General features: G+C 61.6%; 21 protein-coding genes. 9 read left to right on the top strand and 12 right to left on the bottom strand.

Annotated elements, in window-relative coordinates; translation table 11 throughout:
* Positions 1 to 24 precede the first annotated feature (24 nt).
* Positions 25 to 924 carry a homocysteine S-methyltransferase family protein gene (locus tag K5Y35_RS07780; protein ID WP_128613608.1) on the top strand — a complete coding sequence of 300 codons (900 nt, stop codon included), beginning with the start codon at positions 25 to 27 and terminating at the stop codon, positions 922 to 924.
* An 88-nt stretch (positions 925 to 1,012) separates the two neighbouring features.
* On the opposite strand, the gene K5Y35_RS07785 is transcribed toward K5Y35_RS07780, so the two are convergent.
* From K5Y35_RS07785 to K5Y35_RS07795, 3 genes are read right to left on the bottom strand one after another with little or no spacing between them, the layout of a single operon-like run.
* A complete protein-coding gene (locus K5Y35_RS07785; protein ID WP_222834022.1) occupies positions 1,013 to 1,684 on the bottom strand; it encodes a GNAT family N-acetyltransferase in 672 nt (223 codons plus the stop codon).
* Between the two features lie 12 nt (positions 1,685 to 1,696).
* Entirely contained in the window at positions 1,697 to 2,143 is a 447-nt protein-coding gene (locus K5Y35_RS07790; RefSeq protein ID WP_123469978.1) for a GNAT family N-acetyltransferase, read from the bottom strand.
* 10 nt (positions 2,144 to 2,153) lie between these two features.
* Positions 2,154 to 2,777, bottom strand: coding sequence for an FMN-binding negative transcriptional regulator (locus tag K5Y35_RS07795; protein WP_222834023.1), 624 nt, complete (start codon positions 2,775 to 2,777; stop codon positions 2,154 to 2,156).
* A 92-nt stretch (positions 2,778 to 2,869) separates the two neighbouring features.
* On the opposite strand from K5Y35_RS07795, the gene K5Y35_RS07800 reads away from it, so the two are divergent.
* Entirely contained in the window at positions 2,870 to 4,423 is a 1,554-nt protein-coding gene (locus K5Y35_RS07800) for a PLP-dependent aminotransferase family protein (RefSeq protein WP_222834024.1), read from the top strand.
* On the opposite strand, the gene K5Y35_RS07805 is transcribed toward K5Y35_RS07800, so the two are convergent.
* The 7 genes from K5Y35_RS07805 to aspA all read right to left on the bottom strand — a co-directional run bounded on the left by K5Y35_RS07805 (position 4,380) and on the right by aspA (position 17,155).
* Positions 4,380 to 8,981: a dermonecrotic toxin domain-containing protein gene (locus tag K5Y35_RS07805; RefSeq protein WP_222834025.1), complete on the bottom strand. Its 4,602-nt coding sequence runs from the start codon at positions 8,979 to 8,981 to the stop codon at positions 4,380 to 4,382. The two genes, K5Y35_RS07800 and K5Y35_RS07805, sit on opposite strands and share 44 nt — an antisense overlap.
* Before the next feature lie 144 nt (positions 8,982 to 9,125).
* Positions 9,126 to 10,226, bottom strand: a complete 1,101-nt coding sequence (locus K5Y35_RS07810; protein ID WP_222834026.1) for a polyamine ABC transporter substrate-binding protein — start codon at positions 10,224 to 10,226, stop codon at positions 9,126 to 9,128.
* Positions 10,223 to 11,248: a histone deacetylase family protein gene (locus K5Y35_RS07815; protein ID WP_222834027.1), complete on the bottom strand. Its 1,026-nt coding sequence runs from the start codon at positions 11,246 to 11,248 to the stop codon at positions 10,223 to 10,225. Before K5Y35_RS07815 ends, K5Y35_RS07810 begins: the two co-directional genes overlap by 4 nt.
* A gap of 197 nt (positions 11,249 to 11,445) precedes the next feature.
* Positions 11,446 to 12,441: an AraC family transcriptional regulator gene (locus tag K5Y35_RS07820; protein ID WP_123469967.1), complete on the bottom strand. Its 996-nt coding sequence runs from the start codon at positions 12,439 to 12,441 to the stop codon at positions 11,446 to 11,448.
* Between the two features lie 167 nt (positions 12,442 to 12,608).
* On the bottom strand, positions 12,609 to 13,613 hold the full coding sequence (locus K5Y35_RS07825; protein WP_123469965.1) for an asparaginase: 1,005 nt from the start codon (positions 13,611 to 13,613) through the stop codon (positions 12,609 to 12,611).
* 172 nt (positions 13,614 to 13,785) lie between these two features.
* A complete protein-coding gene (locus K5Y35_RS07830; protein ID WP_128613616.1) occupies positions 13,786 to 15,231 on the bottom strand; it encodes an alanine/glycine:cation symporter family protein in 1,446 nt (481 codons plus the stop codon).
* Between the two features lie 499 nt (positions 15,232 to 15,730).
* A complete protein-coding gene (gene aspA, locus K5Y35_RS07835; RefSeq protein WP_123454738.1) occupies positions 15,731 to 17,155 on the bottom strand; it encodes an aspartate ammonia-lyase in 1,425 nt (474 codons plus the stop codon).
* 180 nt (positions 17,156 to 17,335) lie between these two features.
* On the opposite strand from aspA, the gene K5Y35_RS07840 reads away from it, so the two are divergent.
* The 5 genes from K5Y35_RS07840 to K5Y35_RS07860 all read left to right on the top strand — a co-directional run bounded on the left by K5Y35_RS07840 (position 17,336) and on the right by K5Y35_RS07860 (position 21,145).
* Positions 17,336 to 18,244, top strand: a complete 909-nt coding sequence (locus K5Y35_RS07840) for a LysR substrate-binding domain-containing protein (RefSeq protein WP_123469962.1) — start codon at positions 17,336 to 17,338, stop codon at positions 18,242 to 18,244.
* A gap of 330 nt (positions 18,245 to 18,574) precedes the next feature.
* Entirely contained in the window at positions 18,575 to 19,066 is a 492-nt protein-coding gene (gene purE / locus K5Y35_RS07845; protein ID WP_007954291.1) for a 5-(carboxyamino)imidazole ribonucleotide mutase, read from the top strand.
* 10 nt (positions 19,067 to 19,076) lie between these two features.
* On the top strand, positions 19,077 to 20,159 hold the full coding sequence (locus tag K5Y35_RS07850; RefSeq protein ID WP_123469961.1) for a 5-(carboxyamino)imidazole ribonucleotide synthase: 1,083 nt from the start codon (positions 19,077 to 19,079) through the stop codon (positions 20,157 to 20,159).
* A gap of 110 nt (positions 20,160 to 20,269) precedes the next feature.
* Positions 20,270 to 20,515 (top strand): GlsB/YeaQ/YmgE family stress response membrane protein, encoded by a 246-nt coding sequence (locus tag K5Y35_RS07855; RefSeq protein WP_123469959.1) that lies wholly within the window; start codon positions 20,270 to 20,272, stop codon positions 20,513 to 20,515.
* Positions 20,516 to 20,608: 93 nt separating this feature from the next.
* A complete protein-coding gene (locus K5Y35_RS07860; protein WP_186743876.1) occupies positions 20,609 to 21,145 on the top strand; it encodes a DUF3299 domain-containing protein in 537 nt (178 codons plus the stop codon).
* 123 nt (positions 21,146 to 21,268) lie between these two features.
* Here the strand turns inward: K5Y35_RS07860 and K5Y35_RS07865 are convergent, their stop codons facing one another.
* Entirely contained in the window at positions 21,269 to 22,168 is a 900-nt protein-coding gene (locus K5Y35_RS07865; protein ID WP_222834028.1) for a D-hexose-6-phosphate mutarotase, read from the bottom strand.
* Between the two features lie 58 nt (positions 22,169 to 22,226).
* On the bottom strand, positions 22,227 to 22,631 hold the full coding sequence (locus tag K5Y35_RS07870) for an acyl-CoA thioesterase (RefSeq protein ID WP_003229628.1): 405 nt from the start codon (positions 22,629 to 22,631) through the stop codon (positions 22,227 to 22,229).
* Between the two features lie 376 nt (positions 22,632 to 23,007).
* On the opposite strand from K5Y35_RS07870, the gene K5Y35_RS07875 reads away from it, so the two are divergent.
* Positions 23,008 to 24,306, top strand: coding sequence for an MFS transporter (locus tag K5Y35_RS07875; RefSeq protein ID WP_123469955.1), 1,299 nt, complete (start codon positions 23,008 to 23,010; stop codon positions 24,304 to 24,306).
* Between the two features lie 232 nt (positions 24,307 to 24,538).
* A complete protein-coding gene (locus tag K5Y35_RS07880; protein ID WP_222834029.1) occupies positions 24,539 to 25,540 on the top strand; it encodes a phosphate ABC transporter substrate-binding protein PstS in 1,002 nt (333 codons plus the stop codon).
* Positions 25,541 to 25,716 lie beyond the last annotated feature (176 nt).

Below are 25,716 nucleotides of genomic sequence, written 5' to 3' on the forward strand. Positions count from 1 at the left end.
CATAAGCATATGAGTGAAAAGCATATGGGCGCAGCAAGCACGATTATTCTCGATGGCGGCATGGGCCGTGAGTTGCAGCGCGCCGGTGCGCCATTTCGTCAGCCGGAGTGGTCGGCGCTGGCGTTGAGCGAGGCGCCTCAAGCGGTCGAAGCGGTGCATGCCGCTTATATCGCCAGTGGCGCCAATGTGATTACCACCAACAGTTACGCCGTGGTGCCGTTCCATATTGGCGAAGAACGCTTCGCCGCTGAAGGGCAGGCGCTGGCCGCGTTGGCCGGTGAGCTGGCGCAACGTGCGGTGCAAGCCTCGGGGAAATCCGTGCGGGTGGCCGGCTCATTGCCACCGCTGTTTGGCTCGTATCGGCCGGATCTGTTCAACGCCGACCGAGTGACCGAGTTGCTGGCGCCATTGGTCAATGGCCTGGCACCGCACGTGGATCTGTGGCTGGCGGAAACCCAGAGTTCGCTGGCCGAGGCGCGAGCGATCCATGCGGGGTTGCCGAAGGACGGCAAAGCGTTCTGGCTGTCGTTCACCTTGCAGGATGAAGACACCGATGAAGTGCCTCGTCTGCGTTCCGGTGAGCCTGTGGCCGAAGCGGCCGCGGTGGCGGCTGAGTTGGGCGTCGAGACGTTGTTGTTCAATTGCAGTCAGCCGGAAGTGATCGGTGCCGCGATTGATGCGGCGCGCGCCACCTTCGAGCGTCTGGGGGTGAAGATTCACATTGGTGCGTATGCCAATGCGTTTCCGCCGCAGCCAAAAGAGGCAACCGCCAATGACGGACTTGATCCGTTGCGCGATGACCTGGATCCACCGGGTTACTTGCACTGGGCGATTGACTGGCAGCAGCGTGGCGCCAGCCATTTGGGCGGTTGCTGCGGGATCGGCCCGGAGCACATTGCGGTGCTTGCGCAAAAGCTGGGCTGACAGCCGATCAAAAGATCGCAGCCTGCGTGGGATTCAAATGCACGCCTGCAGGCGCTGTCGCGGGCTGCGATCTTTTGTTTTCAAGCAATCAGGAACGGCATTCCACCAAGCCTTTTACCTGCCCGTCTGGCGTCTGATTTTCATCCGCCAGCCACTGCTCGAACCCTGCCGCGATCGCCGGCCACTCTCCATCCAGAATCGAATACCACGCGGTGTCGCGGTTGTGGCCCTTGACCACCATGTGCTGGCGGAACACGCCTTCGAAGCTGAAGCCCAGGCGCTCGGCAGCGTATCTGGAGCGGGCGTTGCTGTTGTTGCACTTCCATTCGAGGCGGCGATAACCCAGCTCGAAGGAATACTTGGCCAGCAGGAAAACCGCCTCGGTGCTTTTCGGTGAGCGCTGCATCGGCGCACCGAAGGTGACGTGACCGATTTCGATGCGGCCCTGGGCCGGGACGATCGACATCAGGCTGAGGAGGCCTTGCACCTGACTGCTGGCGCGATCAACGACGCTGAAGAAGTACGGATCGCTGGCGGCCGCGTGGTTGTTCAGCCATGCGTCGAACGCTGTGCGCTCCGGGAATGGGCCGTAGGGTAAATAATCCCAGAGTTTGGGGTCGGCACCGGGGCCTTCGAGGGCGGCGAACAGTTGGTCACCGTGGCGCGCCGGGTCCAGTCTTTCCAGGCGAATGAAGCGGCCCTCGAGCAGGGTGGCGGTGGGGGCGGGGACGCCTTTCCAGTCAGCGAGTGAAGCGGTCATGCGTGCGTCTCCTTAAAGGGCTTTGCGAAACTGGATGAAGCCCGGGCGTTCGGCGATGCGCTCGTAGAGCTGGATCGCGGTGGCGTTGGTTTCATGGGTCAGCCAGTGGACTTTGCAGCAACCGTCGGCCTTGGCCGTGGCGTAGACGTGTTCGATCAGCAGACGACCGACGCCGGTGCCGCGGACTTGCGGCACCACCAGCAAGTCCTGCAGGTAGCAGGAGTTTTCGATGCTCCAGTTCGAACGATGATAAATGTAATGCACCATGCCCACCGCCTTGCCGTCGGCCCAGGCCAATGCCGCGTGGGTGAGTTCGCCCGGGTCGAGAAAGCGCTGCCAGGTGCTTTGCGTCACCGTGTCCGGCAGTTCGGTGTTGTAGAACCTCAGGTAAGCCTGCCACAGCGGCAGCCACGCGGCGTGATCGCCAGCGGTGACGGGGCGTATCTCGATCTGACTCATGGTGATTTCCTTAGCGCATCAGTTGGGCGAGGGTTTGGTCGTTGACTTCGGGACTGGCGGCCAGGCCTTCGCGCACGCCGGCGATATCGTCAGCGCTGCGGTTCTGGCTGAGCTTGCGCTTGCCTTCGAGGCGGTCGACGGGAATGGCAAAACCGACGATGGCCTTGAGCATGCCGTCGATGTAATCGGCCGGCGCGTCGGCCACCGACCAGGGTTGTGCGCGGCCAGCCTCATGGCGGTCGGTGAGGGTGCTGACGATGTCGAGCAGGCGTCCGCCGTCGCTGAAGGTTTCGGCGCGGCCGTAGGCGTGCACGGCGACATAATTCCAGGTCGGCACGACTTTGCCGTGTTCGGCCTTGCTCGGGTAGAAGCCCGGGCTCACGTAAGCATCTGCGCCGGCAAAGATCAGCATGGCCTCGGCACCGTCGCGCAGGTCTTTCCACTGGGGATTGGCTTTGGCCAGGTGTCCGTACAGCGTACCGAACTCACCCTGTTCGCGATGCAGCAGCACCGGTACATGGCTGGCTTGCAGGCCGTTGGCGCCGTGGCTCACCAGGATGGCGAGGCGGCTGGCGAGGATCAGTTCGTGCAGTTGCGACAGCTCGTCGATGGCAAAGGCTTTGGGCGTGTACATGGCGAGATTTTCCTTGGCGAATGCCAGCATCGTAGGCAGGCTATTGGACTGTTGTAAGAGCCATTACCGGCCAATTTCACAGGTCCATTGCCATGTCCGTTTCGCCGCCGCTGTCCATGCCATTCAATCCTGCCGGTATCGAGCTGGATCGCCGCCAGGGCTTGAGCCGTCAGCTCTACCAGGCCCTGCGTCTGCGGGTACTCGATGGCCGGCTGGCCAGCGGCACGCGTTTGCCGGCGAGCCGGGATCTGGCGTCAGCACTGGGGATTTCCCGCAACAGTGTGGTGCGGGCCTACGATCAGCTGTATGCCGAAGGCTTTATTGAAGGACGAGTCGGCGACGGTACCTACGTGGCGCAACTGGCTCAGTCGCTGAGCTCGGCAAAAAAACTATCCACAAAAGTATCCACAGGGTTGTCAACAGGCTTACCCACAGCCTTATCCACAAATTGGCTGGATTTGCCTGTGGTTTCATCCAGTAAAGTTATCCACAGCGCGACATTTTCGCGCCTCGAAAAGAACCATTTACCGCGTCCGCCCAGTGGTCCGCCGCGTGCATTTCGCGTGGGTGTGCCGGCGTTCGATCTGTTTCCCTTCGAGGTCTGGGCCAAGCTGAACGCGGCTTTCTGGCGCAAACCGGATCTTCAGCAGCTGTGCTACGGCGACCCGGCCGGCGATGCGCGTTTGCGCGGGATGATTGCCGCTTATTTGCGCAGCTCCCGTGGCATGCAGTGTTCGGCTGAACAAATTGTGATCACCAGTGGCGCCCAGCAGGGCATCAGTCTTTGTGCACAGTTGCTGGTAGAGCCGGGCGATGGTGTCGCGATCGAGAATCCCGGCTATCGCGCGGCGGGTCATGCGTTCGCTGTGGCCGGGGCGCAATTGCATGGCGTGGCGGTGGACAGTGAGGGCATCGACTGTGCGGCGATGGCCGGGCTCAGCGATTGTCGCGTGGCTTACGTGACGCCCTCCCATCAATACCCGACCGGCGTAGTGATGAGCCTGGCGAGGCGTCTGGAGTTGCTGGCGTGGGCCGAACGCAACCAGGGCTGGATCGTCGAGGATGACTATGACGGCGAGTACCGTTACACCGGCGCGCCTTTGGCGCCCTTGGCAGCACTCGATCGTCAGGGCCGCGTGTTGTACGTCGGTACCTTTGGCAAAGTCGCATTTCCGGCGTTGCGCCTTGGTTATCTGGTCTTGCCTCCCGGGCTGGTGGACGCGTTCTCGCAACGCCGGGCGGTGGATGTCCGGCATTCCGAGGTGAGTACTCAAGCGGTGATGGCCGAATTCATGGCCGCCGGGCATTTCCAGCGACACATCCGGCGCATGCGCCGCGCCGCGCTCAACCGCCGCAATACGCTGCTCAATGGCTGGCCGTCGGGCATTCCCGGGGTGGGTGCGCTGCCGGCGGTCTCGGCCGGGCTGCACCTGACGGTGGCGGTGGAGAGCATCGCGCGCGAGCAGCAGTTGGTCGAGCAGGCGGCACGCGCGGATGTGGAGATCAACGGTTTGAGCAGCTATTGGTTGCCCGACTCGACGACGCCAGCCGATCGCCGCGCCGGTCTGGTGCTGGGCTTCGCCGCCGTTCCGGAGCCGGCCATCAGAGCGGCACTGATGCGCCTGCGCCAGGCGTGGCTGGGGTGAAAAACAGGCTTTGCGCCAGCGGGTTGCTGATTTCGCTGCGGTAGATTGCGATCAGGTCCTGAGTGCTGTTGCCTTGCCGATAGAACGCGCCTCCCAGCCGTCGTTGCCGGACGGTTTTCATGTGTGCCGCGGTGAAGCGGCCAACCGCGTCAGCGCCTTTCGCGTAATGGAAATGCGCGTACCACAACACCTTGCCGGCTTTTGCATCGCGCACTTCATATTCATCCAGAAAGTCTTTGGCTCGCCCTTTGAGCCGGCGGCGTTTGACGGTTTGCGTGATCTTCACTTCGTTTTTGTGCCGGAGCCATTCCACGCGGGCCGCGGTCGGCGGTTGTTGTTTGATCATCTGAATACGCGCATTCGTACCCTTTGCGTACAGGGCTGTCGCGGCTTCGCTCAGGGCGTGACCGAGGGCTTGCGTCGGCCGCTTTGAGTCGACGGTCTGATTGCTGGCCGTCAGCGCCTCGTCGATCGCTTCGCCGGCATTGCGTAAACGGGCGGCGTGCTGATGGTAGATTTCTTCGATCTCCACCGGAATGCGTTGCGCCCGATTGATGAGCGCCTCGGTACGTCGCCGGAACAGCGCCAGTCCGTCGATCAGGGCCTGACCGGCCTCGACGCTTTTCGCAAGATTGGGCGTGGTTCTGGCTGGCGTCGGTTTCGGCGAAAGGTGTTCGACCCACTCGCCGGGGGATTTCTCATGGAAGGTCGCGATGACCCCCGTCAGCTCGCCTCGTACTGCCACCAGGTGAGCGGAATCTGCCTCTGTGCTGGTCACCGGTTCGCCGACGAGGGTGCCCTTGAATCTGGTTTTGATGATCTTGCGGCTCCATGAGACCGTCGGTTTCGACGGGTCAGGTATTGGCTCCAGCAAATGTTTGTTGCGCAGCAGGTCGGCCAGTCGTTCGTCCGTGCGCACCTTGAACTCAAGCGTGCGCGCACGCACGTGGTTCAGCCGGTCGTTGTCGAGCTGCTCAGGGAATTCGGCGGCAAAATCGACGAAGCGCTGATCGACCGAAGCAAATTGCTCGGAAAGATTGCTCAGGGTTTCGGTCCGCTCGCGCAGGTTGGTCAGGCTTTCGTCGCTGGTCAGATTCAGTGAACTCTGAATATTCAGGGCGGCGTCTTCGATCAGGGCTTCGAGCATCTGCCGGGCGTCGGCGTGAATCGCTGACGTGCCGGGTCGGACGCAGATTTCCTGGCCGAGACTGATCTGCAACAACTTCATGTTGTCCAGATTGTAATCGGGCACGCCCTTGCGATATTTGCTGACCCGCTCGACACCCTCTTTGCCGAGCCGTTGCAATTCTTCGAGCCGCGACTCGACCGCTTCCATTTTCTCGATGATGCCTTGGGTCTGTCCGGTCATGCGTTCGCAGGCCAGGATAAACGCCGAAGATTCGGTGTCGGGGTTGGCGGCCATCATGTCCATCGTTGACTTGACGCTGACTTGATAGGTCGCGGAGTGTTCGTTGAGCCACTCCAGTATCAGGAATATCTGCATTTCCAGACGTTGAATCATCAGCCCGCGAAAGGCCGGCTCGGGCTCTATCAGCTCCAGGGCCTTGAGCTTCTCGATCATGGCCCCGTACTCCCGACTTTGCGCGTCGAGGACATCAAGGTATGGCTGGCGTTGCCCCTCACGGGCCTCAGGCAATGCTTCTTGCAGCGCGGCGCGCGCGGCCAGGAGACGGGTACGTTTGTCCGGCATGGTCAGGTCGAACGCTTCGATTTCCGTGTTCAGTGCCTTGGCTTGCGCCTGCCGTCTTTCCCGGGCTTCTCGCTGGCGCCTGCTCAGGCCGCCACCGCGCAGGCGCAAGCGCAGGTCGATGATCCATTGGCCATTGACGGTGCGGGCCAGCACCGGACCGGCGCGAGGTGGTTGCTGGCGCGAGTCGATCAACTGAATGTCTTCGTTGTCGTTGATCTGCACTTCAAACCAGCGCTGGCCGACGGGCGCGTACCATTTCGTACCGTGGGCATACAGCGATCTGTATGGCCCTGAGCTGTGGGGCGTGCCGAGGTCTTCGGGCCGGGTGACTTTGAAACGGTCGAGCAAGGATGCCAGCGCTGTCGGTGAGCGTTTCAAAGCCGCAGGGGTGTTGAGTGAAGTCTCACGGGGGGGCAGAGGATCGTCGTCAATCACATCCGGCAAACGCTGCGGTTTGAGCGCTTGCGGGACGGGTTTCGGGACTTGCGTGGGTTCTTCCGGTGCGCTGATAGATTGCGTCTGGGGCTTGTCGCCGACCGCCGCGCGATGGGCCAGCACCATCCCCAGCGCGAGGAGAATATCGGCCAGTGCCGACCAGGCGACCTCGCCGGATGCTTGATTGGCGACGTCGCTGACTTCCTGCAGGTCGTCCATGATTTGCCAGATCCATGCTGCCGTTCCGACACTGCGCCCAAGAAACGGCAGCGCCGCATTGAACAGCATCCAGCCACCCTGCTTGAGCGTGGCCCAGCGTGCTTCTGCGTCGGAGACCGACTGACGATCCGCCTGGGTGATAAGCGCCTGGACGTTACTGGCGTACAGGGTCTCCAGTGCATCGTTTTCGATAAGCGTGGTGCCCAGTTCGACGGGGCGTGACATGTCCAGGGGCGTCACCGGATTGACCAGCAACTGCGGAATTGTCCACACCGAAGGCAGTCTGGCGGTGAACACAAACTGGCTGTAATTGAACCGTACATCGTCCGGCAGCCAGGCCAGCACCGACTCGCGCAGATGTTGCGAATGCTGGATCGCATACAACAGGTTGGCGTGGCCGGGGTATTGGAGCAGTGCCGTTTCAAACAATGGCCGATACAACACGCAGGGGCCTGAACCGGCCACGCGCGGGCCGATGACGAACATGTTCTGCACGGTGTCCGCCCTTGAACTGCTGCGGTGGGCAACGAATGCCAATGGCCGGATGACAATGTCCAGTCCATCGACCCGACGCTCGCCGGCAGTGCTGCCGAGGGCGGCGAGTACATAGCGGTAACCCTGCTCGTCGATACCGGCCTTGCCAAGAATTTTGTTTTGCAACGCCAGCAGCGGCAGTTCGATGCACAGCTGGCGGGTGTAGAGCGCTTGCAGGGTATGCGCCTGCGCAATGTCATCGACCAGCCGCGCTTTCAGGTACGCCGGGTAGGTCCTGCCGATGTCGACGGTGCTGACCAGGTTTTCCAGGTAAGCCACGCTCATCCACGCCGGCAATGCGCTGCCGTCCCTGGCGCTCACGGTCTTGTTGCCCAATGGCAGGCCCGCCAGGTTCTGCAGGGCCAGTTCGAGGAGCGACAGGGTCCGGGTCTGCGTATTGCCCGGCAGAACGAATGTGCCCCAGACCACCACGCTGGTGATGCTGACCTGGATGTCATCAATGCTCACATCAGCCGCTGTGGGATGGTCCTTGAGCATTGCCCGGCTCAGGGCATCGCGGGTGAAGGTCTGCAGGCTGTCCACTTCACTCTGAAAGGTTTTGCCATTGTTGGCATGCTGCACCGTGGTCAGGTCCAGCAGATGCCGGCTGTAGCTGGACTGATCGGCGGGGGATGCGGTGTTCAGCCACGAGGGCAACAACGGTTGCAGGCGTTCCATATGCGGTTTGAGGCGTGGCGTGGGTTGCTGATGATTGCCCGCAGTACCGGCGTGTGGGTAGAGGTTGTATTCGGTCGAGCCATCGAAGAAGTTGATCTGCCCCAGCGCATCGGCCTCCAGCGCAATCAGGCTGCAGGCCTGATGATCGAAAAAATTGCCGTCGGGCTCGAACAGCCGCCACTTGAGCTCGGCACTGGTGCTGTTGCGCCCGAAACGGCGCGGCAGGGTGTCGGCGAACTCATCCAGCGAATCGAAGCGCTGAAATCCATTGATCACCGAGTAGCTGATGATCAGGCTGCGTTCTGCCGCGGTACCGATCAACACGGCTGTGTCGAGCCGGGCCATGTACCCGCGCTCAGCCTCGGCACTGTAGTCGAGGTCGATCAGGCAGGTGCGTGTCTTGTAGGGATCGCCGGGCAGCCGCTGGCGTTTGTCCGGCTGCTGGAAAACCCTGTGCGCCATGGCCTGCAGGTCGGCATCCCAGCCAAGGCTGGCGTCGACGTTCCACAGGTTGCGCAAGGCATCCGACAATTGCAGCCAGCGCGGCTGTCCGGGGCTGGTGAATTCGTCCCAGTATTCGACCTGTTGTTCTTTGTAGGCGATGAACAGCAGCGGGGCCAGTTCGTTGAGCAGGGCGCCGATGGCATCGATCTTTACCGGCAACTGGAGTGACACGGGGACGCCAGGCTGCAAGGTGAGAAAGTGCTCGCCCTCGAGATACGTCACCGTGGTTCCGGACAGGCCGAGCCGTACCAGCACATCGGTGAGCGATTCGCTGTGACTGGCGCCCGCGATCACCTGGTCGTCGGCGATGAGCCAGGAGGGGGTCACCACCATCGCCAGTTGCGGGTCGATGTCCAGCGTCGGGTACAGTGCTTTCAGCGCGGGTTGCAACGCCCGGGTCGCAACTTCGCACGGCGACGGGCCGGTCACCAGTTGCGTTATCACTTCAACGGCGCTGGGTAAGGAGGGTTCGGTCATGGGCAAGTCCTGCTCTGTTTGGGGCGCCCGGCATGGGCGGCGAGTCAGCGCAAGATAAAAGGCCCGTCGCAACGGTGTGCGGTACATAAAGCTTGCGGGCAAAAAAAAGACCCGCAAGGGCGGGTCTCCGTCAGCAACGTTGTGTCAGGTGCCGGACTTGATCTTCGTCCATGCCCGGGTGCGTGCCCGTTCGGCGTCGCGCGGCAGTGGTTGCAGGGTGTACAGCGTGTTCATGGCGGCGTCGGTCGGGTACAGATTGGGGTTGTTGCGAATGGCCGGATCGACCTGTTCGGTGGCGTCCTTGTTCGGGTTCGGGTAACCGACAAAATCGCTGACCGGCGCAATCACTTGCGGCTGCAACAGGTAGTTGATGAAGGTGTAGGCGTCCTCGGTGTTCTTCGCTCCCTTGGGAATGGCGAGCATGTCGAACCAGATCGGTGCACCTTCCTTCGGCAGGCGCATGTCGACCACCACGCCGTTCTTCGCTTCCTTCGCCCGGTTGGCCGCTTGCGAGAAGCTGCCGGAATAACCGACGGCGACGCAGATGTCACCGTTGGCGATATCGGCCATGTACTTGGACGAGTGGAAGTAGGTCACGTAGGGCCGGATCTTCATCAGCAAGGCTTCGGCTTTTGCATAGTCGGCCGGGTTCTTGCTGTTCGGATCAAGACCCAGGTGTTGCAGGGCCAGCGGCAGAATCTCCGACGGCGAGTCGAGCAGGGCGACGCCGCACTGCTTGAGTTTGCTGATGTTGTCTTCCTTGAAAATCAGGTCCCAGCTGTCCACCGGCGCGTTGTCGCCCAGCGCAGCTTTGACCTTGGCCGGGTTGAAGCCGATCAGGATGGTGCCGTACATGTAAGGCACGGCAAACTTATTGCCCGGATCGTTGGCTTCGATCAGCTTCATCAATTTCGGATCGAGGTGATTCCAGTTCGGCAGTTTGCTGCGATCCAGCGGCTGGAATACGCCGGCCTCGATCTGCTTGGCGAGGAACACGTTGGACGGCACCACCACGTCGTAGCCGGAGTTACCGGTCAGCAGCTTGGCTTCCAGCGCTTCGTTGGTGTCGAAGATGTCGTAGACCAGTTTGGTCTGGGCGTTCTGCGTCTTGAAGTCTTCCAGGGCCTTGGGCGTGATGTAGTCGAACCAGTTGTAGACGCGCAAGGTGCGTTCTTCAGCGTGGGCTGCGCTGCTCAGCAGCGCCGTGCACAGGGCTGGCGCGATGAAATGCTTGAGTCGGTTCATTGTTCAAACCCTTCCAGCACGTTCACCGCGTTGATGCCGATTTCTTCCACCGCGTAACCGCCCTCCATGACGAACAGGGTTGGTTTGCCGAGGGCGGCGATGCGTTTGCCCATCGCCAGGTAATCCGGGCTGTCGAGTTTGAATTGCGAGATCGGGTCGTCCTTGAAGGTATCGACGCCCAGCGAGACCACAATGATGTCGGCGCCGTAGCGGTCGATCTCGTTGCAGGCCTGGTCCAGTGCCGCGCTCCACACGTCCCAGCCGGAACCGGCGGGCAGCGGGTAATTGAAGTTGAAGCCAACACCTGCGCCTTCGCCGCGTTCATCGTCGTAGCCGAGGAAGAACGGAAACTCGGCTTCCGGGTGGCCGTGAATCGAAGTGAACAGCACGTCGCTGCGCTCATAGAAAATCGACTGGGTGCCGTTACCGTGGTGGTAGTCGACGTCGAGGATCGCGACCTTTTTGTGCCCCTGGTCGAGGAACGCCTGAGCGGCGATGGCCGCGTTGTTGAGGTAGCAATAACCGCCCATCAAGTCGCTGGCAGCGTGGTGTCCCGGTGGACGGCACAGGGCGAAGGCACTGCGTGCACCGCGCTGGATTTCCGCCTGGGCCGTCAGCGCCACTTGTGCTGCGCTGTAGGCTGCTTGCCAGGTGCCCGCGGTGATCGGTGCGCCGCCATCGAAGCTGTAATAGCCGAGCTGGCCGTGCAGGCTGGTCGGTTTGATCTGCCGCAGCGTGCGCGCCGGCCAGGTGTAGGGCAGCAGATCGCCGTCGGTGTTGAATTCAGTCCAGCGCTCCCATGCGCCTTTGAAGAAGTCGAGGTAATCGCGGCTGTGGATGCGTGCGATCGGCTCCAGGCCAAAGTCCTTCGGCGCCTCGACCGGGCCAAGGTGCTGGTTCTGCACCCGTTGCAACACGTGGTCAGCGCGCGAGGGCATTTCGAAGCATGGCTTGAGCTGGCCGTCGATGAGTTCACAGCGACCATGGTGCAGGTGGTGATCGTCCGAGTAGATCGTCAGCATTTGTTGTTCTCCGCAGGGCTGGTTCGGTGGCCTCCAGTGTTGCGGCGCGCGGCGAATCGGAGAACGGCAGAAAAGGCCAAAAGGGGATCGTTATGGCCAAAAGGTCTGACCGCAATTCGCCCCTTGCTGATGCAGGTTTGCACCTGTCATGGGCAGGAAATAAAACATCCTTGTGGGAGTGAGCCTGCAGGGGGGGCTCAGTGGGGTCTGAACTGGCTGGGCGCGACACCGCTCCAGCGCACGAACGCATGGCGGAAACTGGCGGTCTCGCTGAAACCCAGCGTCTCGGCGATGCGGTAGATCGGCAACTGATCCTCACACAACATCTGCTTGGCGCGCTCGAAACGCAGCTCATCCAGCAACTCCTGATAACTGCTGCCCATGTCCTTGAGGTGGCGGCGCAGGGTGCGTGGCGAACACTTCATCTGGTGGGCCAGGCCTTCCAGTCCCGGCGCGGCATTCAGCTGGGTGCTGAGCAAGTGGCGGATGCGCCCCAGCCACGCCTGACGCCCGGTGAATTCAAGGTTCTGCTTGCGGCAACGTTCAGCCATCGCCTGATGGGTGATGACGTCGGCCAGCGGCAGTGGTTGCTCGAGCCAGCGGCGGTCGAACGCAAAGGCGTTGTCCTTGGCAGCGAAGTGCAGCGCACTGGCGAAGTGTTCGGCATAACTGTCGCGATAGTCCGGCGCATCATGCTCGAATCGCGTGGCCAGCAGCGGTAGTGGATGTCCGAGCAGGTCGTCGCAAATCACCTTCAGCGACACCAGGCAGAACTCGGCATTGAACACCGCCATCGCCGGGCTCTCGCGATAATCGGCGGCGACGAACCAGACCCGCTCGCCATCCTCTTCCAGACTCAGTTCAAAAAGTGTTCCCAGCAGCGCCGGATAACGGATCGCCAGACGCAAAGCGTCACCGAAGGTGGCACAGGTCAGCAGTGCGTAACCGAGGATGCCGTAGCAGGACACGTGCATGCGCCGGCCCAGTTCGAGGCCGATGTCATGCTTGAGGGCCACGGCGTTGGCGCAGACCTGCATTTCCTGATTGGTGGTGATGCGCGTGTCGGCGCGGGCCAGATCCGCCGCACTGATGCCGCTGCCCGTGAGCAGGGCGTCACTGGACAGGCCCTGATCCTTGAAGGTGTTGAGCACCAGCGAGACGGCGTTGAGGGTGGTGAGGTGGGAGTGCAGCATAGGATCTTCCAGCCTTGGGGATGGCTGGAGCGCAGCAAGTTGCATGCCGGACAACGATCAAAATGCAGGAGTGAGCCTGCTCGCGATAGCGGTCTGTCGGTTGCCCCAGGGTTTACTGACAGACCGCTATCGCGAGCAGGCTCACTCCTACAGGGTATTGCGTTGTGTCAGATCAGTTCGCCACACAGGTCGAGTTCGATCAGACGCCGCACTTCAGCCGTTTCCAGACCGGCACCGAGCAGCGCCTGCAACTTGCCGAACGCCGCCTCGCGGGTCATGCCGCCACCGGACAACACGCCCACGCCACGCAAGCGGCTGCCGGCCTCGTAAACGTCCAGCTCGACGCCGCCTTCATGGCACTGCGTGACCGCGACCACCACCACACCGTTATCCCGCGCACGGCCGAGGCTGGCGAGGAACTCGGCGTTGTCGCTCGGACCGGTGCCGCTGCCGTAGCACTCCAGCACCAGGCCCTGGATGCCGCCGTCGAGCAGGCCGTCGACAATCCCGGCGCTGATGCCGGGGAACAGCGGCAGCACCGCGACATTCGCCAGTTGTCTGGGCTGGTTGTAGTTCAGCGCTGCGGGGATCGCCGTAGCTTTCACGCCGCCACCCTGACGTTCCAGGCGCTTGAACGGATGCCGGCCGAAGCTGCGTACTTTCGCGCAGCGGGTCGGGGCCAGCAGTTCGCCGTGGAAGTACAGGTGCACGCCTGGCGCCAGGCCCTGGCCGAGGGCGACCAGCGCGCCACTGAGGTTTTCCCAGGCGTCGCTGTCAGTGACGCCCGCCGGCAGCATGGAGCCGGTGAAGCACACGCGTGCGTGGAGGCCGAGCAACTGGAAACTCATCGCGGCGGCGCTGTAGGCCAGGGTGTCGGTGCCGTGCAGGATCAGCACGCTGTCGCAGCCTTGCACGTCCACGGCATCGACCACCGCTTCACGCAGTTGCTGCCAATAGGCCGGGGTCATGTTGGCGCTGTCGATCAGCGGCGACATTTCCCGGAAGCGCCACTGCGGCACCACCAGCTCGGGTTGGCTGTGCAGGTAGTCGCGCATGCGGGCTTCGAAACCGGACGCCGGAGCCAGGCCGTTGGCACTGGCCTGCATGCCGATGGTGCCGCCGGTGTAGAGCACCATGACGTGTTGAGCGGCGGGGTAGGTCGACGAATTCATGGGGATTCTCCGAAAGGATGAGGTCCTTGTGGGAGCGAGCCGGCTCGCGAAGGGGGCATCCCATTCAACATTAATGTTGACTGATCAACCGCTATCGCGAGCAGGCTCGCGCCTACAAGTTATTGCATCACAATAACTGACGGGCGCAGGGGATGCGCCCGTCATTCACCTGTCAGCGTTGCGCTGCAGGCACGCCTTGCGGCTCGACGTCGGTCTTGCCGGCGGCTGGCGCGTCGGTCGGCCAGGCTTTCAGGTCCAGATCCAGATCGGCAAATTTGCTGGAGTCGAACACGGGCTGCTTGACGCCGGCGCGGCGCTGCTCGTCGTAGTCGCGCATCACGCGCATGCCGACCTTGAACAGCATGGCCAGGGCCATCAGGTTGACGAAGGCCAGGCAGGTCATGGTGATGTCGGCGAAGGCGAACACGGTCGACAGGTCCTGCATCGAACCCCATACCACCAGCGCCAGGACCAGACCGCGGAAAATCATCAGTGCGGCGCGGTTGCGGGTAAGGAACTGCAGGCTGTTCTCGCCCAGGTAGTAGTTGTAGAGGATGCAGGTGAAGACGAACAGCGACAGCGCGACGCTGACGAAGATGCGGCCCCAGTCACCGACCACGGCGGCCAGCGAGTTCTGGGTCAGGACGATGCCGTCACCTTCGAAGCCCGGGGTGTAGAAGCCCGACAACAGGATCAGCAGCGCGGTGCAGGTGCAGATCACGAAAGTGTCGAGGAACACGCTGAAGGCCTGAACCACGCCCTGAGCGCCCGGGTGCTTGACGGAGGCCACTGCGGCGACGTTCGGCGCACTGCCCAGGCCCGCTTCGTTGGCGAACACGCCACGCTTCACGCCCATGACGATGGCGCTGCCCAGCAGGCCGCCGAAGGCCGGGTCGAGACCGAAGGCGCTCTTGAAGATGGTTTCCAGCATGGCTGGTACGTGTTCGATCTGGGTGCCGATCACGTACAGGGTCACGCCGATGTAGGCCAGGGTCTTGACCGGTACCAGCAGGTCAGACACTGCGGCGATACGCTTGATGCCGCCGATGAAGGTGATGGCCAGCAGCACCGCCAGGACGATACCGGTTTGGCGTGGGTCGAAGGCAAAGGCGTTCTGCAGCGAATGGGTCACGGTGTAGGACTGCAGGCCAATGAAGGCGAAGCCGTAGGTGACCAGTAGCAGGATCGAGAACACTACCGCCATGCCTTTCAGCTTGAGGCCATGCTGGATGTAGTAGGCCGGGCCGCCGCGGTACAGGCCGTCGCCATCGGCGCGCTTGTACACCTGAGCCAGGGTGCATTCGAAGAAGCTGCTGGACATGCCGACCAGTGCGGTCACCCACATCCAGAACACCGCACCCGGACCACCGAGGGTCACGGCGATGCCGACACCGGCGATGTTGCCTGCACCGACACGGCCGGCAAGGCTGAGCATCAGGGCCTGGAACGAGCTGAGTTGCCCGCCGCTGCTTTTCAGGCTGTCGCGGAACACCGCGAACATGTGGAAGAAGTGCCGCAGTTGAACGAAACGCGAGCGAATCGTGAAGTAACTACCGAGCCCGACAATGAGCACGATCAGTACTTTCCCTGAGAGGAAGTCGTTAATGACTTCGAGCATGGATTTTTCCTCGCTGTTTTTTGTGTGAGCAAATGCTGGACGGTCGGAAACATCGTGTTACGCCGGTGTGCACGCGGCACGACAGGAGAGGCGATGGTTTCGTCCCGGAGCTATTTCGCGGGTTTGTTATTAGTTCGGGTTTCGCATGGGTTATGGCCTCGTTACCGACGACCGCTCACGCGAAGAGGGGCGGCACTATACCGATCAGTGCGGCGCCCGTCTGCACGGTTGTGGTGCAAGCGACGAAACGAAGCTTTGAAACACCCGGCGTTACCGGCGCCGGGCTTTTGTAGGCGTGAGCCTGCTCGCGATGCAGACGCTGCGGTTTTGCAGGCTCACCGCGTAATCGTTCATCGCGAGCAGGCTCACTCCTACAGAAGACATTTGTCCTTTCCAACAGTTAAAAAAAAGGGCTTGGAGACAAATCCCCAAGCCCTCAAAAGGTGAGAGGTGTCTAGTCCCTCGACCTGGTGAGCGGTGCTACACGTAACGCGTCGGCTCAGGCTTTGAGCGGAACCAGACGCGGAGCAATCATGTTTTCCGGGCGCAGGATGTCGGCGAGACTGGCTTCGTCGAGCAGACCTTCTTCGCGCACCAGTTCCAGCACGCCGCGGCCGCTTTCAAGGGCGATACGGGCGATGCGGGTGGCGTTTTTGTAGCCGATGTACGGGTTCAGCGCGGTGACCAGACCGATCGAGTGCTCGACCAGTTCGCGGCAGCGGGCTTCGTTGGCGGTGATGCCGACGATGCAGTGCTCGCGCAGCATGTCCATGGCGCGTTGCAGCAGGCGGATCGAGTCGAAGATCTTGAAAGCGATCAAAGGCTCCATCACGTTCAGCTGCAGTTGGCCGCCTTCGGCTGCCATGGTCAGCGCCAGATCGTTACCGATGACCTGGAAGGCCACCTGGTTAACGGCTTCCGGAATCACCGGGTTGACCTTGCCGGGCATGATCGAGCTGCCTGGCTGACGCGCTGGCAGGTTGATTTCGTTGATGCCGGTGCGCGGGCCGCTGGACAGCAGGCGCAGGTCGTTGCAGATCTTCGACAGCTTGACCGCAGTGCGCTTGAGCATGCCGGAGAACAGCACGAAGGCGCCCATGTCGGAAGTCGCTTCGATCAGGTCGGCCGCCGGTACCACCGGTTGACCGCTGATCAGGGCCAGACGCTGTACCGCCAGCGCTTGATAACGCGGGTCGGCGTTGATGCCGGTACCGATCGCGGTGCCGCCCAGGTTCACTTCAGTCAGCAGTTCCGGGGCCAGCGTCTTCAGACGGGCCAGGTCTTCACCCATGGTGGTGGCGAAGGCACGGAATTCCTGGCCGAGGGTCATCGGCACGGCGTCTTGCAGCTGGGTACGGCCCATTTTCAGGACGTGATCGAACTCTTTGCCCTTGGCCGCGAACGCCTGGATCAGGCTGTCGAGGCTGGCCAGCAGGGTGTCGTGACCCAGCAGCAGGCCCAGACGTATTGCGGTCGGGTAAGCGTCGTTGGTCGACTGCGCCATGTTGACGTCGTCGTTCGGGTGCAGGTACTGGTACTCGCCTTTCTGGTGACCCATTGCTTCGAGCGCAATGTTGGCGATCACTTCGTTGGCGTTCATGTTGGTGGAGGTACCGGCGCCACCTTGAATCATGTCGACCACGAACTCTTCGTGGAAATCACCGCGGATCAATCGGGCACAGGCTTCGCTGATGGCAGCGTGCTTGGCTTCGCTCAGGTGACCCAACTCGCGGTTGGCGTCAGCGGCGGCCTGTTTGACCATCGCCAGACCGACAACCAGTTTCGGGTAATGCGAAATCGGAACGCCGGAGAGACGGAAGTTGTTCACCGCTCGCAGGGTCTGGATGCCGTAATACGCTTGAGCCGGTACTTCGAGGGCGCCAAGCAGGTCGTTTTCTGTGCGGAAAGATGCAGCGGAGGACATGATAGAAATCATCTCGATATGGACCCGGTCTGTGCCGGAACGCTGCGAATGCTAGGCTTGTGGGAATTTTTGGGCCAATGCTGTTCAGCACTGCCCTATGCACATTCGGCATAATGCCCGTGTGACGCCGCGTGCGCGGCAGACGTGTGACCCGTTTTGGTGCGTGTCCGGGAGGACGTGATGAATCTGGAAAGCAAATGGCTCGAAGACTTCAGTGCTCTGGCCGCCACCCGCAGCTTCTCGCAGGCGGCCGAACGGCGCTTCGTGACGCAACCGGCATTTAGTCGGCGGATCCGCAGCCTTGAAGCTGCATTGGGGCTGACGCTGGTCAATCGCTCGCGCACGCCGGTCGAACTGACGGCGGCGGGGCAGTTGTTTCTGGTGACCGCGCGCACTGTGGTCGAGCAACTCGGTGAAGTGCTGCGCCACCTGCATCATCTGGAAGGCGGGCAGGGCGAAGTGATGCAAGTCGCGGCCGCGCACTCGCTGGCGCTGGGCTTCTTCCCGCGCTGGATCGCGCAACTGCGCAACGAAGGTTTGAACATCGCCACACGGCTGGTTGCGACCAACGTCGGCGACGCGGTGCATGCGCTGCGCGAAGGTGGCTGCGATTTGATGCTGGCGTTCTACGACCCGGACGCGGCGATGCAGATGGACCCGGAGATTTTCCCGTCGCTGCACCTGGGCCAGACCGAGATGCTGCCGGTGTGTGCGGCGGATGCCGAGGGCAAGCCGCTGTTCGATCTGGAAGGCGACGCCAGCGTACCGTTGCTGGCTTACAGCGCCGGGGCATTTCTCGGGCGGTCGGTGAACGGCTTGCTGCGTCAGCGTCAGCTGCGTTTCACCACGATCTACGAAACGGCCATGGCCGACAGCCTGAAAAGCATGGCGCTAGAGGGGCTGGGTATCGCCTGGGTGCCGCAACTGAGTGTGCGCGCCGAACTGGCTCGCGGCGAACTGGTGGTCTGCGGCGGCCCGCAATGGCATGTGCCGCTGGAGATCCGCTTATACCGCTGCGCGCTGGTGCGCAAAGCCAACGTGCGCCTGCTGTGGCGCAAGCTTGAAGGCGGCGCTGCCCAAAACTCTTGAACCCACCCGCAGCCCCTGTGGGAGCGAGCTTGCTCGCGAAAGCGCTGTACCAGACAACATCAATGTTGCCTGACACTCCCTCTTCGCGAGCAAGCTCGCTCCCACAAGGGATTTGTGGTGTTTGTCGGCTGACCTTCAGGTCAATAAAACCGGGCTTTTGCGGTAGATGACAGATGGTCGCGAAGGGGGCTGTTTATTGCTTTCTTTGCGGTATACTGCGCGGCCTTCGGCCGGTACGTCCGGCCATTTTTCGTACAATCAAGCCACGCAATCTGCGTGGCTTGTTGTTTTTGACGCGCCTGCGGGCGCCCAGAGAGAAGAGGCGCGACGATGAGTGCACTGGTTGGCGTGATCATGGGCTCCAAGTCCGATTGGTCCACCCTTAGCCACACCGCCGATATGCTGGAAAAGCTCGGCATCCCGTACGAGGTCAAGGTGGTTTCTGCCCACCGCACCCCGGATCTGCTGTTCCAGTACGCCGAAGAGGCCGAAGGCCGCGGCATTGAGGTGATCATCGCCGGTGCCGGGGGCGCAGCTCACCTGCCAGGCATGTGTGCGGCCAAGACCCACCTGCCGGTGCTGGGCGTACCCGTGCAATCGGCCATGCTCTCGGGCGTCGATTCGCTGCTGTCGATCGTACAGATGCCCGCGGGCATTCCGGTCGCCACCCTGGCCATCGGCAAGGCTGGCGCGATCAACGCCGCGCTGCTCTCGGCGAGCATCCTCGGTGCCAAGCATCCACAGTTCCACGCGGTACTGAAAACCTTCCGTGCCGAGCAGACAGACAGCGTCCTGGACAATCCAGACCCACGTATTGCCTGAGGTTGTTGAGATGAAGATCGGTGTAATCGGTGGCGGCCAGTTGGGTCGCATGTTGGCGCTGGCGGGCACTCCGCTGGGCATGAACTTCGCTTTCCTCGACCCAGCGCCGGACGCCTGTGCGGCCGCACTGGGCGAACACCTGCGGGCCGATTACGGCGATCAGGATCATCTGCGGCAACTGGCCGACGAAGTCGATCTGGTGACCTTCGAGTTCGAAAGCGTCCCGGCGGAAACCGTGGCGTTCCTCTCGCAGTTCGTCCCGGTGTACCCGAGCGCCGAAGCCCTGCGCATCGCTCGCGACCGCTGGTTCGAGAAGAGCATGTTCAAGGACCTGGGGATCCCGACCCCGGCCTTCGCCGACATTCAATCGCAAGCCGACCTGGAGGCCGCCGTGGCTTCCATCGGTCTGCCGGCCGTGCTGAAAACCCGCACCCTGGGTTACGACGGCAAGGGTCAGAAAGTCCTGCGCACGCCGCAAGACGTGGTCGGTACCTTTGCCGAGCTGGGCAGCGTTGCCTGCCTGCTGGAAGGCTTCGTGCCGTTCACCGGTGAAGTCTCGCTGATCGCCGTGCGTGCCCGCGATGGTGAAACGAAGTTCTACCCGCTGGTGCACAACACCCACGACAGCGGCATCCTCAAGCTGTCGGTGGCCAGTACCGATCACCCGTTGCAGGCCCTGGCCGAAGACTACTCCAGCCGCGTCCTCAAGCAGCTCGACTATGTGGGCGTGATGGCGTTCGAGTTCTTTGAAGTCGACGGTGGCCTCAAGGCCAACGAAATCGCCCCGCGCGTGCACAACTCCGGGCACTGGACCACCGAAGGCGCCGAGTGCAGCCAGTTCGAAAACCACCTGCGCGCCGTGGCCGGCTTGCCGCTGGGTTCGACGGCCAAGGTCGGCGAGAGCGCGATGCTCAACTTCATCGGCGTGGTGCCGCCGGTGGAGAAAGTCATCGCCATCGAAGATTGCCATCTGCATCACTACGGCAAAGCCTTCAAGGCCGGGCGAAAGGTCGGTCACGCCAACCTGCGCTGCGCCGACATGGCCACGCTGCAGGCGCAGATCGTCAAGGTCGAAGCGCTGATCGCCGAGTAACGACAGTTTCATCTGGCAGCGGCGGAACCATTCAGGGGCCGCCGTTCTCTGATGGCAGGATGCCAAAGTCTGACTAGGCTTCGCATATCTACTATTCAGAGGGAAATGCCATGGGAATTATCGGAACCATCTTTATCGGCTTGATCGTCGGCCTGCTGGCACGCTTCCTGAAACCGGGCGATGACAGCATGGGCTGGATCATGACCATCCTGCTCGGTATCGGCGGTTCGCTGGCAGCCACTTATGGCGGCCAGGCTCTGGGCATCTATCAGGCCGGTCAAGGCGCAGGTTTCATCGGCGCGCTGGTCGGCGCGATCGTGTTGCTGGTGATCTACGGTCTGATCAGAAAGAACTGATCCAAAGCGACAAAGTCCTCTCCGCCAGCGCGGCGGGGAGGGCTAGAATGCTCGGCGATTCAATGTACCTTCCTTTCTTGACCGAGCACCTTCATGCGCCGTCTTCTGTTGACTCTCCTTATTCTGGGCAGTGGTTTGGCCCACGCCGGCGAACTGCCGGAAACCGACTGGCTGGAACTGATGCCCAAGTCGGACCAAAAGGCCCTCGAGGCCATGCCCGAAATCGACCACAACTCCCCGGAAGCCACCGGCACCTTCACCGAGAAGGGCGGGATGAAACAGGCCAAGGGCCTGCCGGCGGTGATGTATTCGACCAAGACCGTGGCGTCGATGAACGACAAGCACATCCGCATTGGCGGTTACCCGGTGCCGCTGGAATCCGACGCCAAGGGCCGCAGCACGCTGTTCTTCCTCGTGCCATATCCGGGCGCGTGCATCCACGTGCCGCCACCGCCGCCGAATCAACTGGTGCTGGTGCGTTATCCAAAAGGCTTGAAGCTCGATGACATCTACACGCCGCTGTGGGTGACCGGCACGCTGAAGATCGAGAAGGTCAGCAATGATCTGGCCGATGCGGCGTATGCGCTGGAAGCGGACAAGGTGCGGGTGGTGCAGGAATCTGATCTGTAGGACCTATACAAAACAATTGTGGGAGCGAGCTAGCTCGCGAATGCTATCTCTCAGTCACATTGAAGTTGACTGATACGACGCTTTCGCGAGCAAGCTCGCTCCCACAGTTTTATCGGGTGTAGCTTAAAGCGGTTGGCTGCCGACACTGACGCCCATGGTGTGGCTCGCGCCCGGCGCCAGGCTCACGATGTCATCCATCACATTCGCCGTCTCGATGCACAGCATGCGCTGCCAGCCATCGTTGTCCATGTCCGCCAACGCCGCTGCGCGATCGATCCACGGGTTCCAGATCACCGCCGTGCGCGAACCTGTAGCGGTCAGCACAATGCGCCGTTCCCAGGCCGGGTCGACGATGCTCAGTTGCGGCGGAGCGTCGAGGTAGATGCGGTCGGTCTCACCGGCAAAATGCAGATCGCCTTGCTGGCTGAGGGTTTTCCAGTCATCCAGCGTCTCGATGTAATTCAAGCCATCCACGCCATCGACGTGCACATTACGCACATCACTGACGGCGAAATAGGTGTGCAGCGCCTGACTCAGGCTGACGGTGTCACTGCCACGGTTGTGGCTGGTCAGGCTGAAACTCAGTTGCTCGGACAAATGCAGGGTCAGGGTCAGGTCGACCTCATGCGGCCAGCCCGGCAGGCCACCTTCGGTGTCGGGCAGCTTGAACTCGACCTTGACGCCGTCTGCCTCCGATTCGATGCCGCCCAACGCCCAATCCATCGCCCGCACCAGACCGTGCGCGGGTGCCGGTTGCTCACCGGTGTACATGGCCTGCACGCTCTGCGGGTTGCGTTCGAACTTGCCGAACCACGGCCAGCACACCGGCACGCCGGCGCGGATGCTCTTGCCAGTCTTGAACACAGCCTTGTCGTTGAGCCAGATGATCGGCGGCTGGCCGTCGATCTGATAACTGAGGATGTGCGCGCCTTGCTGGGCCACCAGCACTTCGGCCTGACCGTGGCGGATGCGCCAGCAGTTCAGTTCATCCAGTTTCACGGCTTCAACGTTGGGCGTGTTCATGGGACAACTCTCGATCAGACACTTGGGACGACTATCGACCGCAAAACGGTCGCGAGGTTTAACGTGCGCGTGGCGGTACCGAACGGGTGCGGCCGCTGCCGTCGATGGCGACGAAGACGAACACCGCTTCAGTGACTTTACGCCACTCGCTGGACAGCGGATCGTCGCTCCACACCTCGACCATCATCTGGATCGAGCTGCGGCCGATTTCCAGGGTCTGGGTATAAAAGGACAGCTGTGCGCCGACGGCCACGGGCACGAGGAACGCCATGCGATCAATGGCAACTGTCGCTACGCGACCGCCCGCGACACGGCTGGCCATCGCCGTGCCGGCCAAATCCATCTGCGCCACCAGCCAGCCGCCGAAAATATCGCCAAAGCCGTTGGTTTCGCGGGGAAGTGCGGTGATTTGCAGGGCCAGGTCGCCTTGCGGGATCGGATCTTCTTGTTCGAGCTCTATCATGCCGGGGGTGCCTCTGACCCGTGACTCTTCGTTGGTATTGCTGGTGGTAGCCGTCTTCAGGAAAAACGATTCAGCACCGAACATACTGCGTTCGTCACGTTTTCCATAGGCGCCTAAAGGGAAACTCTGCGAAAGCGGCTGGATCCACGCACCAAGGCGACCAACGACGTTTTCGCACAGCAACCCCCTACAAACCGGAGCAAGGTTGCGAGTATATCGGTCGGTAGACTCCGCGACGACCATCCGGTTCTCATTTTGACCGTCAAATACGCGCCTCTATGTGCTTTTTCGAACAATTTGCTATGGTGCCGAACCTGCCCAAGCCACAGCCAGCGTTGTTGTGGCGGCAGATCCGACTATAAGAGAAGCCCTTGCCATGACCACAGCGCCTTCGAGCCTCGCGCAGCCCGAGCAACCCGCACGACCGTTGACCCGCAATGACTACAAGACTTTGTCGCTATCGGCCCTGGGCGGTGCGCTGGAGTTCTACGATTTCATCATCTTCGTCTTCTTTGCCACCGTGGTCGGCAAACTGTTCTTCCCGGCCGACATGCCCGAGTGGCTGCGCCTGATGCAGACCTTCGGCATCTTCGCCGCCGGCTACCTGGCCCGTCCGCTGGGCGGCATCGTCATGGCGCACTTCGGCGACCTGCTGGGCCGCAAGAAAATGTTCACCCTGAGCATTTTCATGATGGCCGTGCCGACTCTGATCATGGGGCTGCTGCCGACTTACGCGCAGATCGGCCTGTGGGCACCGATCCTTCTTCTGTTGATGCGGGTGATTCAGGGTGCGGCGATTGGCGGGGAAGTGCCGGGGGCGTGGGTCTTCGTTTCCGAACACGTGCCGCAAAAGCACATCGGCTATGCCTGTGGCACGCTCACCAGCGGCCTGACTGCCGGTATTTTGCTCGGTTCGCTGGTCGCCACGGCGATCAACAGCCTTTATACGCCGGTGGAAGTCGCGGACTACGCCTGGCGGATCCCATTCCTGCTTGGCGGTGTGTTCGGCCTGTTCTCGGTGTATCTGCGCCGCTGGCTGCACGAGACGCCAGTGTTCGCCGAACTGCAACTGCGCAAGGCGCTGGCTGAAGAAGTGCCGCTGCGTGCTGTTCTGCGTGACCATCGCGGGGCGATCGCGATCTCGATGCTGCTGACCTGGTTGCTCTCGGCCGGCATCGTCGTGGTGATCCTGATGACGCCGACCGTGCTGCAGACGGTCTATCACTTCTCGCCTACGGTGGCCTTGCAATCGAACAGCCTGGCGATCGTGTTCCTGAGCGTTGGCTGCATCATCTCCGGTGCCCTGGCGGACCGTTTTGGCGCTGGCCGGGTGTTTGTCTTCGGCAGTCTGGGCTTGCTGATCAGCTCCTGGACCTTCTATCACAGCCTCGCCGATCACCCGAACTGGCTGTTCCCGCTGTATGCCCTGACCGGTCTGCTGGTCGGCACCATCGGTGCGGTGCCATATGTGATGGTCAAGGCGTTCCCGCCGGTGGTGCGCTTCAGCGGGTTGTCGTTCTCGTACAACGTGGCGTACGCGATCTTCGGTGGTCTGACGCCGATGGTAGTCAGCCTGTTGCTTAAAGAAAGCGCGATGGGGCCGGCCTACTATGTGGCCGTCCTTTGCACGATGGGGATTCTGGTCGGAGCGTGGCTCTGGAAGAAGGGCCGCTGATTCCGATTCTGCAGCGGCTGTTCTGACGCCATCGCGAGCAGGCTCACTCCTACGGTTGGAATGTATTTCAATTGCAGGAGTGAGCCTGCTCGCGATTGGGACCACTCGAATCATTCAGTAGAACCCGGATGCTGGCCTTTCATCCAATTGTCATATTTCAGCCATAGAGTGTTCACACGGCCTGCTAATACTTGGCCCCGAATTAACACCCCCTATCTGCTAGGAGTAAGGCATGAAACTGAAGCGTTTGATGGCGGCAATGACTTTTGTCGCTGCTGGCGTTGCGACTGCCCACGCGGTAGCCGCTGGCGTTGACCCGGCAATTCCGGCTTACACCAAGGTCACCGGTGTTTCGGGCAACTTGTCCAGCGTTGGTTCCGACACTCTGGCCAACCTCATGACCCTGTGGGCTGAGAACTACAAAAAAGAATACCCGAACGTCAACATCCAGATTCAGGCCGCTGGCTCCGCCACTGCGCCACCTGCGCTGACCGAAGGCACCTCCAACCTGGGCCCGATGAGCCGCAAGATGAAGGACACCGAACTGGCGGCCTTCGAGCAGAAGTACGGCTACAAGCCAACCGCTATCCCGGTGGCTGTCGACGCCCTGGCGGTATTCGTGCACAAGGACAACCCGATCCAGCACCTGACCATGGAACAGGTTGACGCGATCTTCTCGTCCACTCGTCTGTGCGGCGCCAAAGCCGACGTCAAAACCTGGGGCGACCTGGGCGTGACCGGCGACCTGGCCAACAAGCCGGTGCAGCTGTTCGGTCGTAACTCGGTATCCGGCACCTACGGCTACTTCAAAGAAGAAGCCCTGTGCAAAGGCGACTACAAGCCGAACGTCAACGAACAACCAGGTTCGGCGTCGGTCGTGCAGTCGATCAGCTCCTCGCTGAACGGCGTCGGTTACTCGGGCATCGGTTACAAGACTGCCAGCGTGAAAACCGTTGCGCTGTCGAAGAAGGGCAGCACTGACTTCATCGAAGACACCGAAGAAAACGCCCTGAACGGCAAGTACCCGCTGTCGCGCTTCCTCTACGTTTACGTCAACAAGGCCCCGAACAAGCCTCTGGCCCCGCTGGAAGCCGAGTTCGTGAAACTGATTCTGTCGAAACAGGGTCAGGAAGTTGTAGTGAAAGACGGCTACATCCCACTGCCAGCCAAGGTTGCTGCCAAAGCCCTGGCTGACCTGGGTCTGCAGGAAGGCGGCGCTGTCGCCAAGAAGTAACAAATTGAGTCCGAGGTGAACCCCTTCGGACTCAGGTGAAAGGCCGGATCTGCCCGCAGACCGGCCTTTTATACACCTCTCAAATTTTCGATCCTCTGCCAGCTCCGTTGGCGGTGGATTTGGTGCGTCACTGCATTGTCATCTTTCTGTCATACAGGATCGCTAGGGTGTGCGCA

It is taken from the genome of Pseudomonas sp. SC3(2021), from assembly GCF_019856535.1.
Lineage (GTDB): Bacteria > Pseudomonadota > Gammaproteobacteria > Pseudomonadales > Pseudomonadaceae > Aquipseudomonas > Aquipseudomonas monsensis.

Coding starts and splice junctions, on each gene's coding strand:
- K5Y35_RS07780 (WP_128613608.1), top strand. CDS start 25: ATGGGCGCAGCAAGCACGATTATTCTCGATGGCGGCATGGGCCGTGAG.
- K5Y35_RS07785 (WP_222834022.1), bottom strand. CDS start 1,684: ATGACCGCTTCACTCGCTGACTGGAAAGGCGTCCCCGCCCCCACCGCC.
- K5Y35_RS07790 (WP_123469978.1), bottom strand. CDS start 2,143: ATGAGTCAGATCGAGATACGCCCCGTCACCGCTGGCGATCACGCCGCG.
- K5Y35_RS07795 (WP_222834023.1), bottom strand. CDS start 2,777: ATGTACACGCCCAAAGCCTTTGCCATCGACGAGCTGTCGCAACTGCAC.
- K5Y35_RS07800 (WP_222834024.1), top strand. CDS start 2,870: ATGTCCGTTTCGCCGCCGCTGTCCATGCCATTCAATCCTGCCGGTATC.
- K5Y35_RS07805 (WP_222834025.1), bottom strand. CDS start 8,981: ATGACCGAACCCTCCTTACCCAGCGCCGTTGAAGTGATAACGCAACTG.
- K5Y35_RS07810 (WP_222834026.1), bottom strand. CDS start 10,226: ATGAACCGACTCAAGCATTTCATCGCGCCAGCCCTGTGCACGGCGCTG.
- K5Y35_RS07815 (WP_222834027.1), bottom strand. CDS start 11,248: ATGCTGACGATCTACTCGGACGATCACCACCTGCACCATGGTCGCTGT.
- K5Y35_RS07820 (WP_123469967.1), bottom strand. CDS start 12,441: ATGCTGCACTCCCACCTCACCACCCTCAACGCCGTCTCGCTGGTGCTC.
- K5Y35_RS07825 (WP_123469965.1), bottom strand. CDS start 13,613: ATGAATTCGTCGACCTACCCCGCCGCTCAACACGTCATGGTGCTCTAC.
- K5Y35_RS07830 (WP_128613616.1), bottom strand. CDS start 15,231: ATGCTCGAAGTCATTAACGACTTCCTCTCAGGGAAAGTACTGATCGTG.
- aspA (WP_123454738.1), bottom strand. CDS start 17,155: ATGTCCTCCGCTGCATCTTTCCGCACAGAAAACGACCTGCTTGGCGCC.
- K5Y35_RS07840 (WP_123469962.1), top strand. CDS start 17,336: ATGAATCTGGAAAGCAAATGGCTCGAAGACTTCAGTGCTCTGGCCGCC.
- purE (WP_007954291.1), top strand. CDS start 18,575: ATGAGTGCACTGGTTGGCGTGATCATGGGCTCCAAGTCCGATTGGTCC.
- K5Y35_RS07850 (WP_123469961.1), top strand. CDS start 19,077: ATGAAGATCGGTGTAATCGGTGGCGGCCAGTTGGGTCGCATGTTGGCG.
- K5Y35_RS07855 (WP_123469959.1), top strand. CDS start 20,270: ATGGGAATTATCGGAACCATCTTTATCGGCTTGATCGTCGGCCTGCTG.
- K5Y35_RS07860 (WP_186743876.1), top strand. CDS start 20,609: ATGCGCCGTCTTCTGTTGACTCTCCTTATTCTGGGCAGTGGTTTGGCC.
- K5Y35_RS07865 (WP_222834028.1), bottom strand. CDS start 22,168: ATGAACACGCCCAACGTTGAAGCCGTGAAACTGGATGAACTGAACTGC.
- K5Y35_RS07870 (WP_003229628.1), bottom strand. CDS start 22,631: ATGATAGAGCTCGAACAAGAAGATCCGATCCCGCAAGGCGACCTGGCC.
- K5Y35_RS07875 (WP_123469955.1), top strand. CDS start 23,008: ATGACCACAGCGCCTTCGAGCCTCGCGCAGCCCGAGCAACCCGCACGA.
- K5Y35_RS07880 (WP_222834029.1), top strand. CDS start 24,539: ATGAAACTGAAGCGTTTGATGGCGGCAATGACTTTTGTCGCTGCTGGC.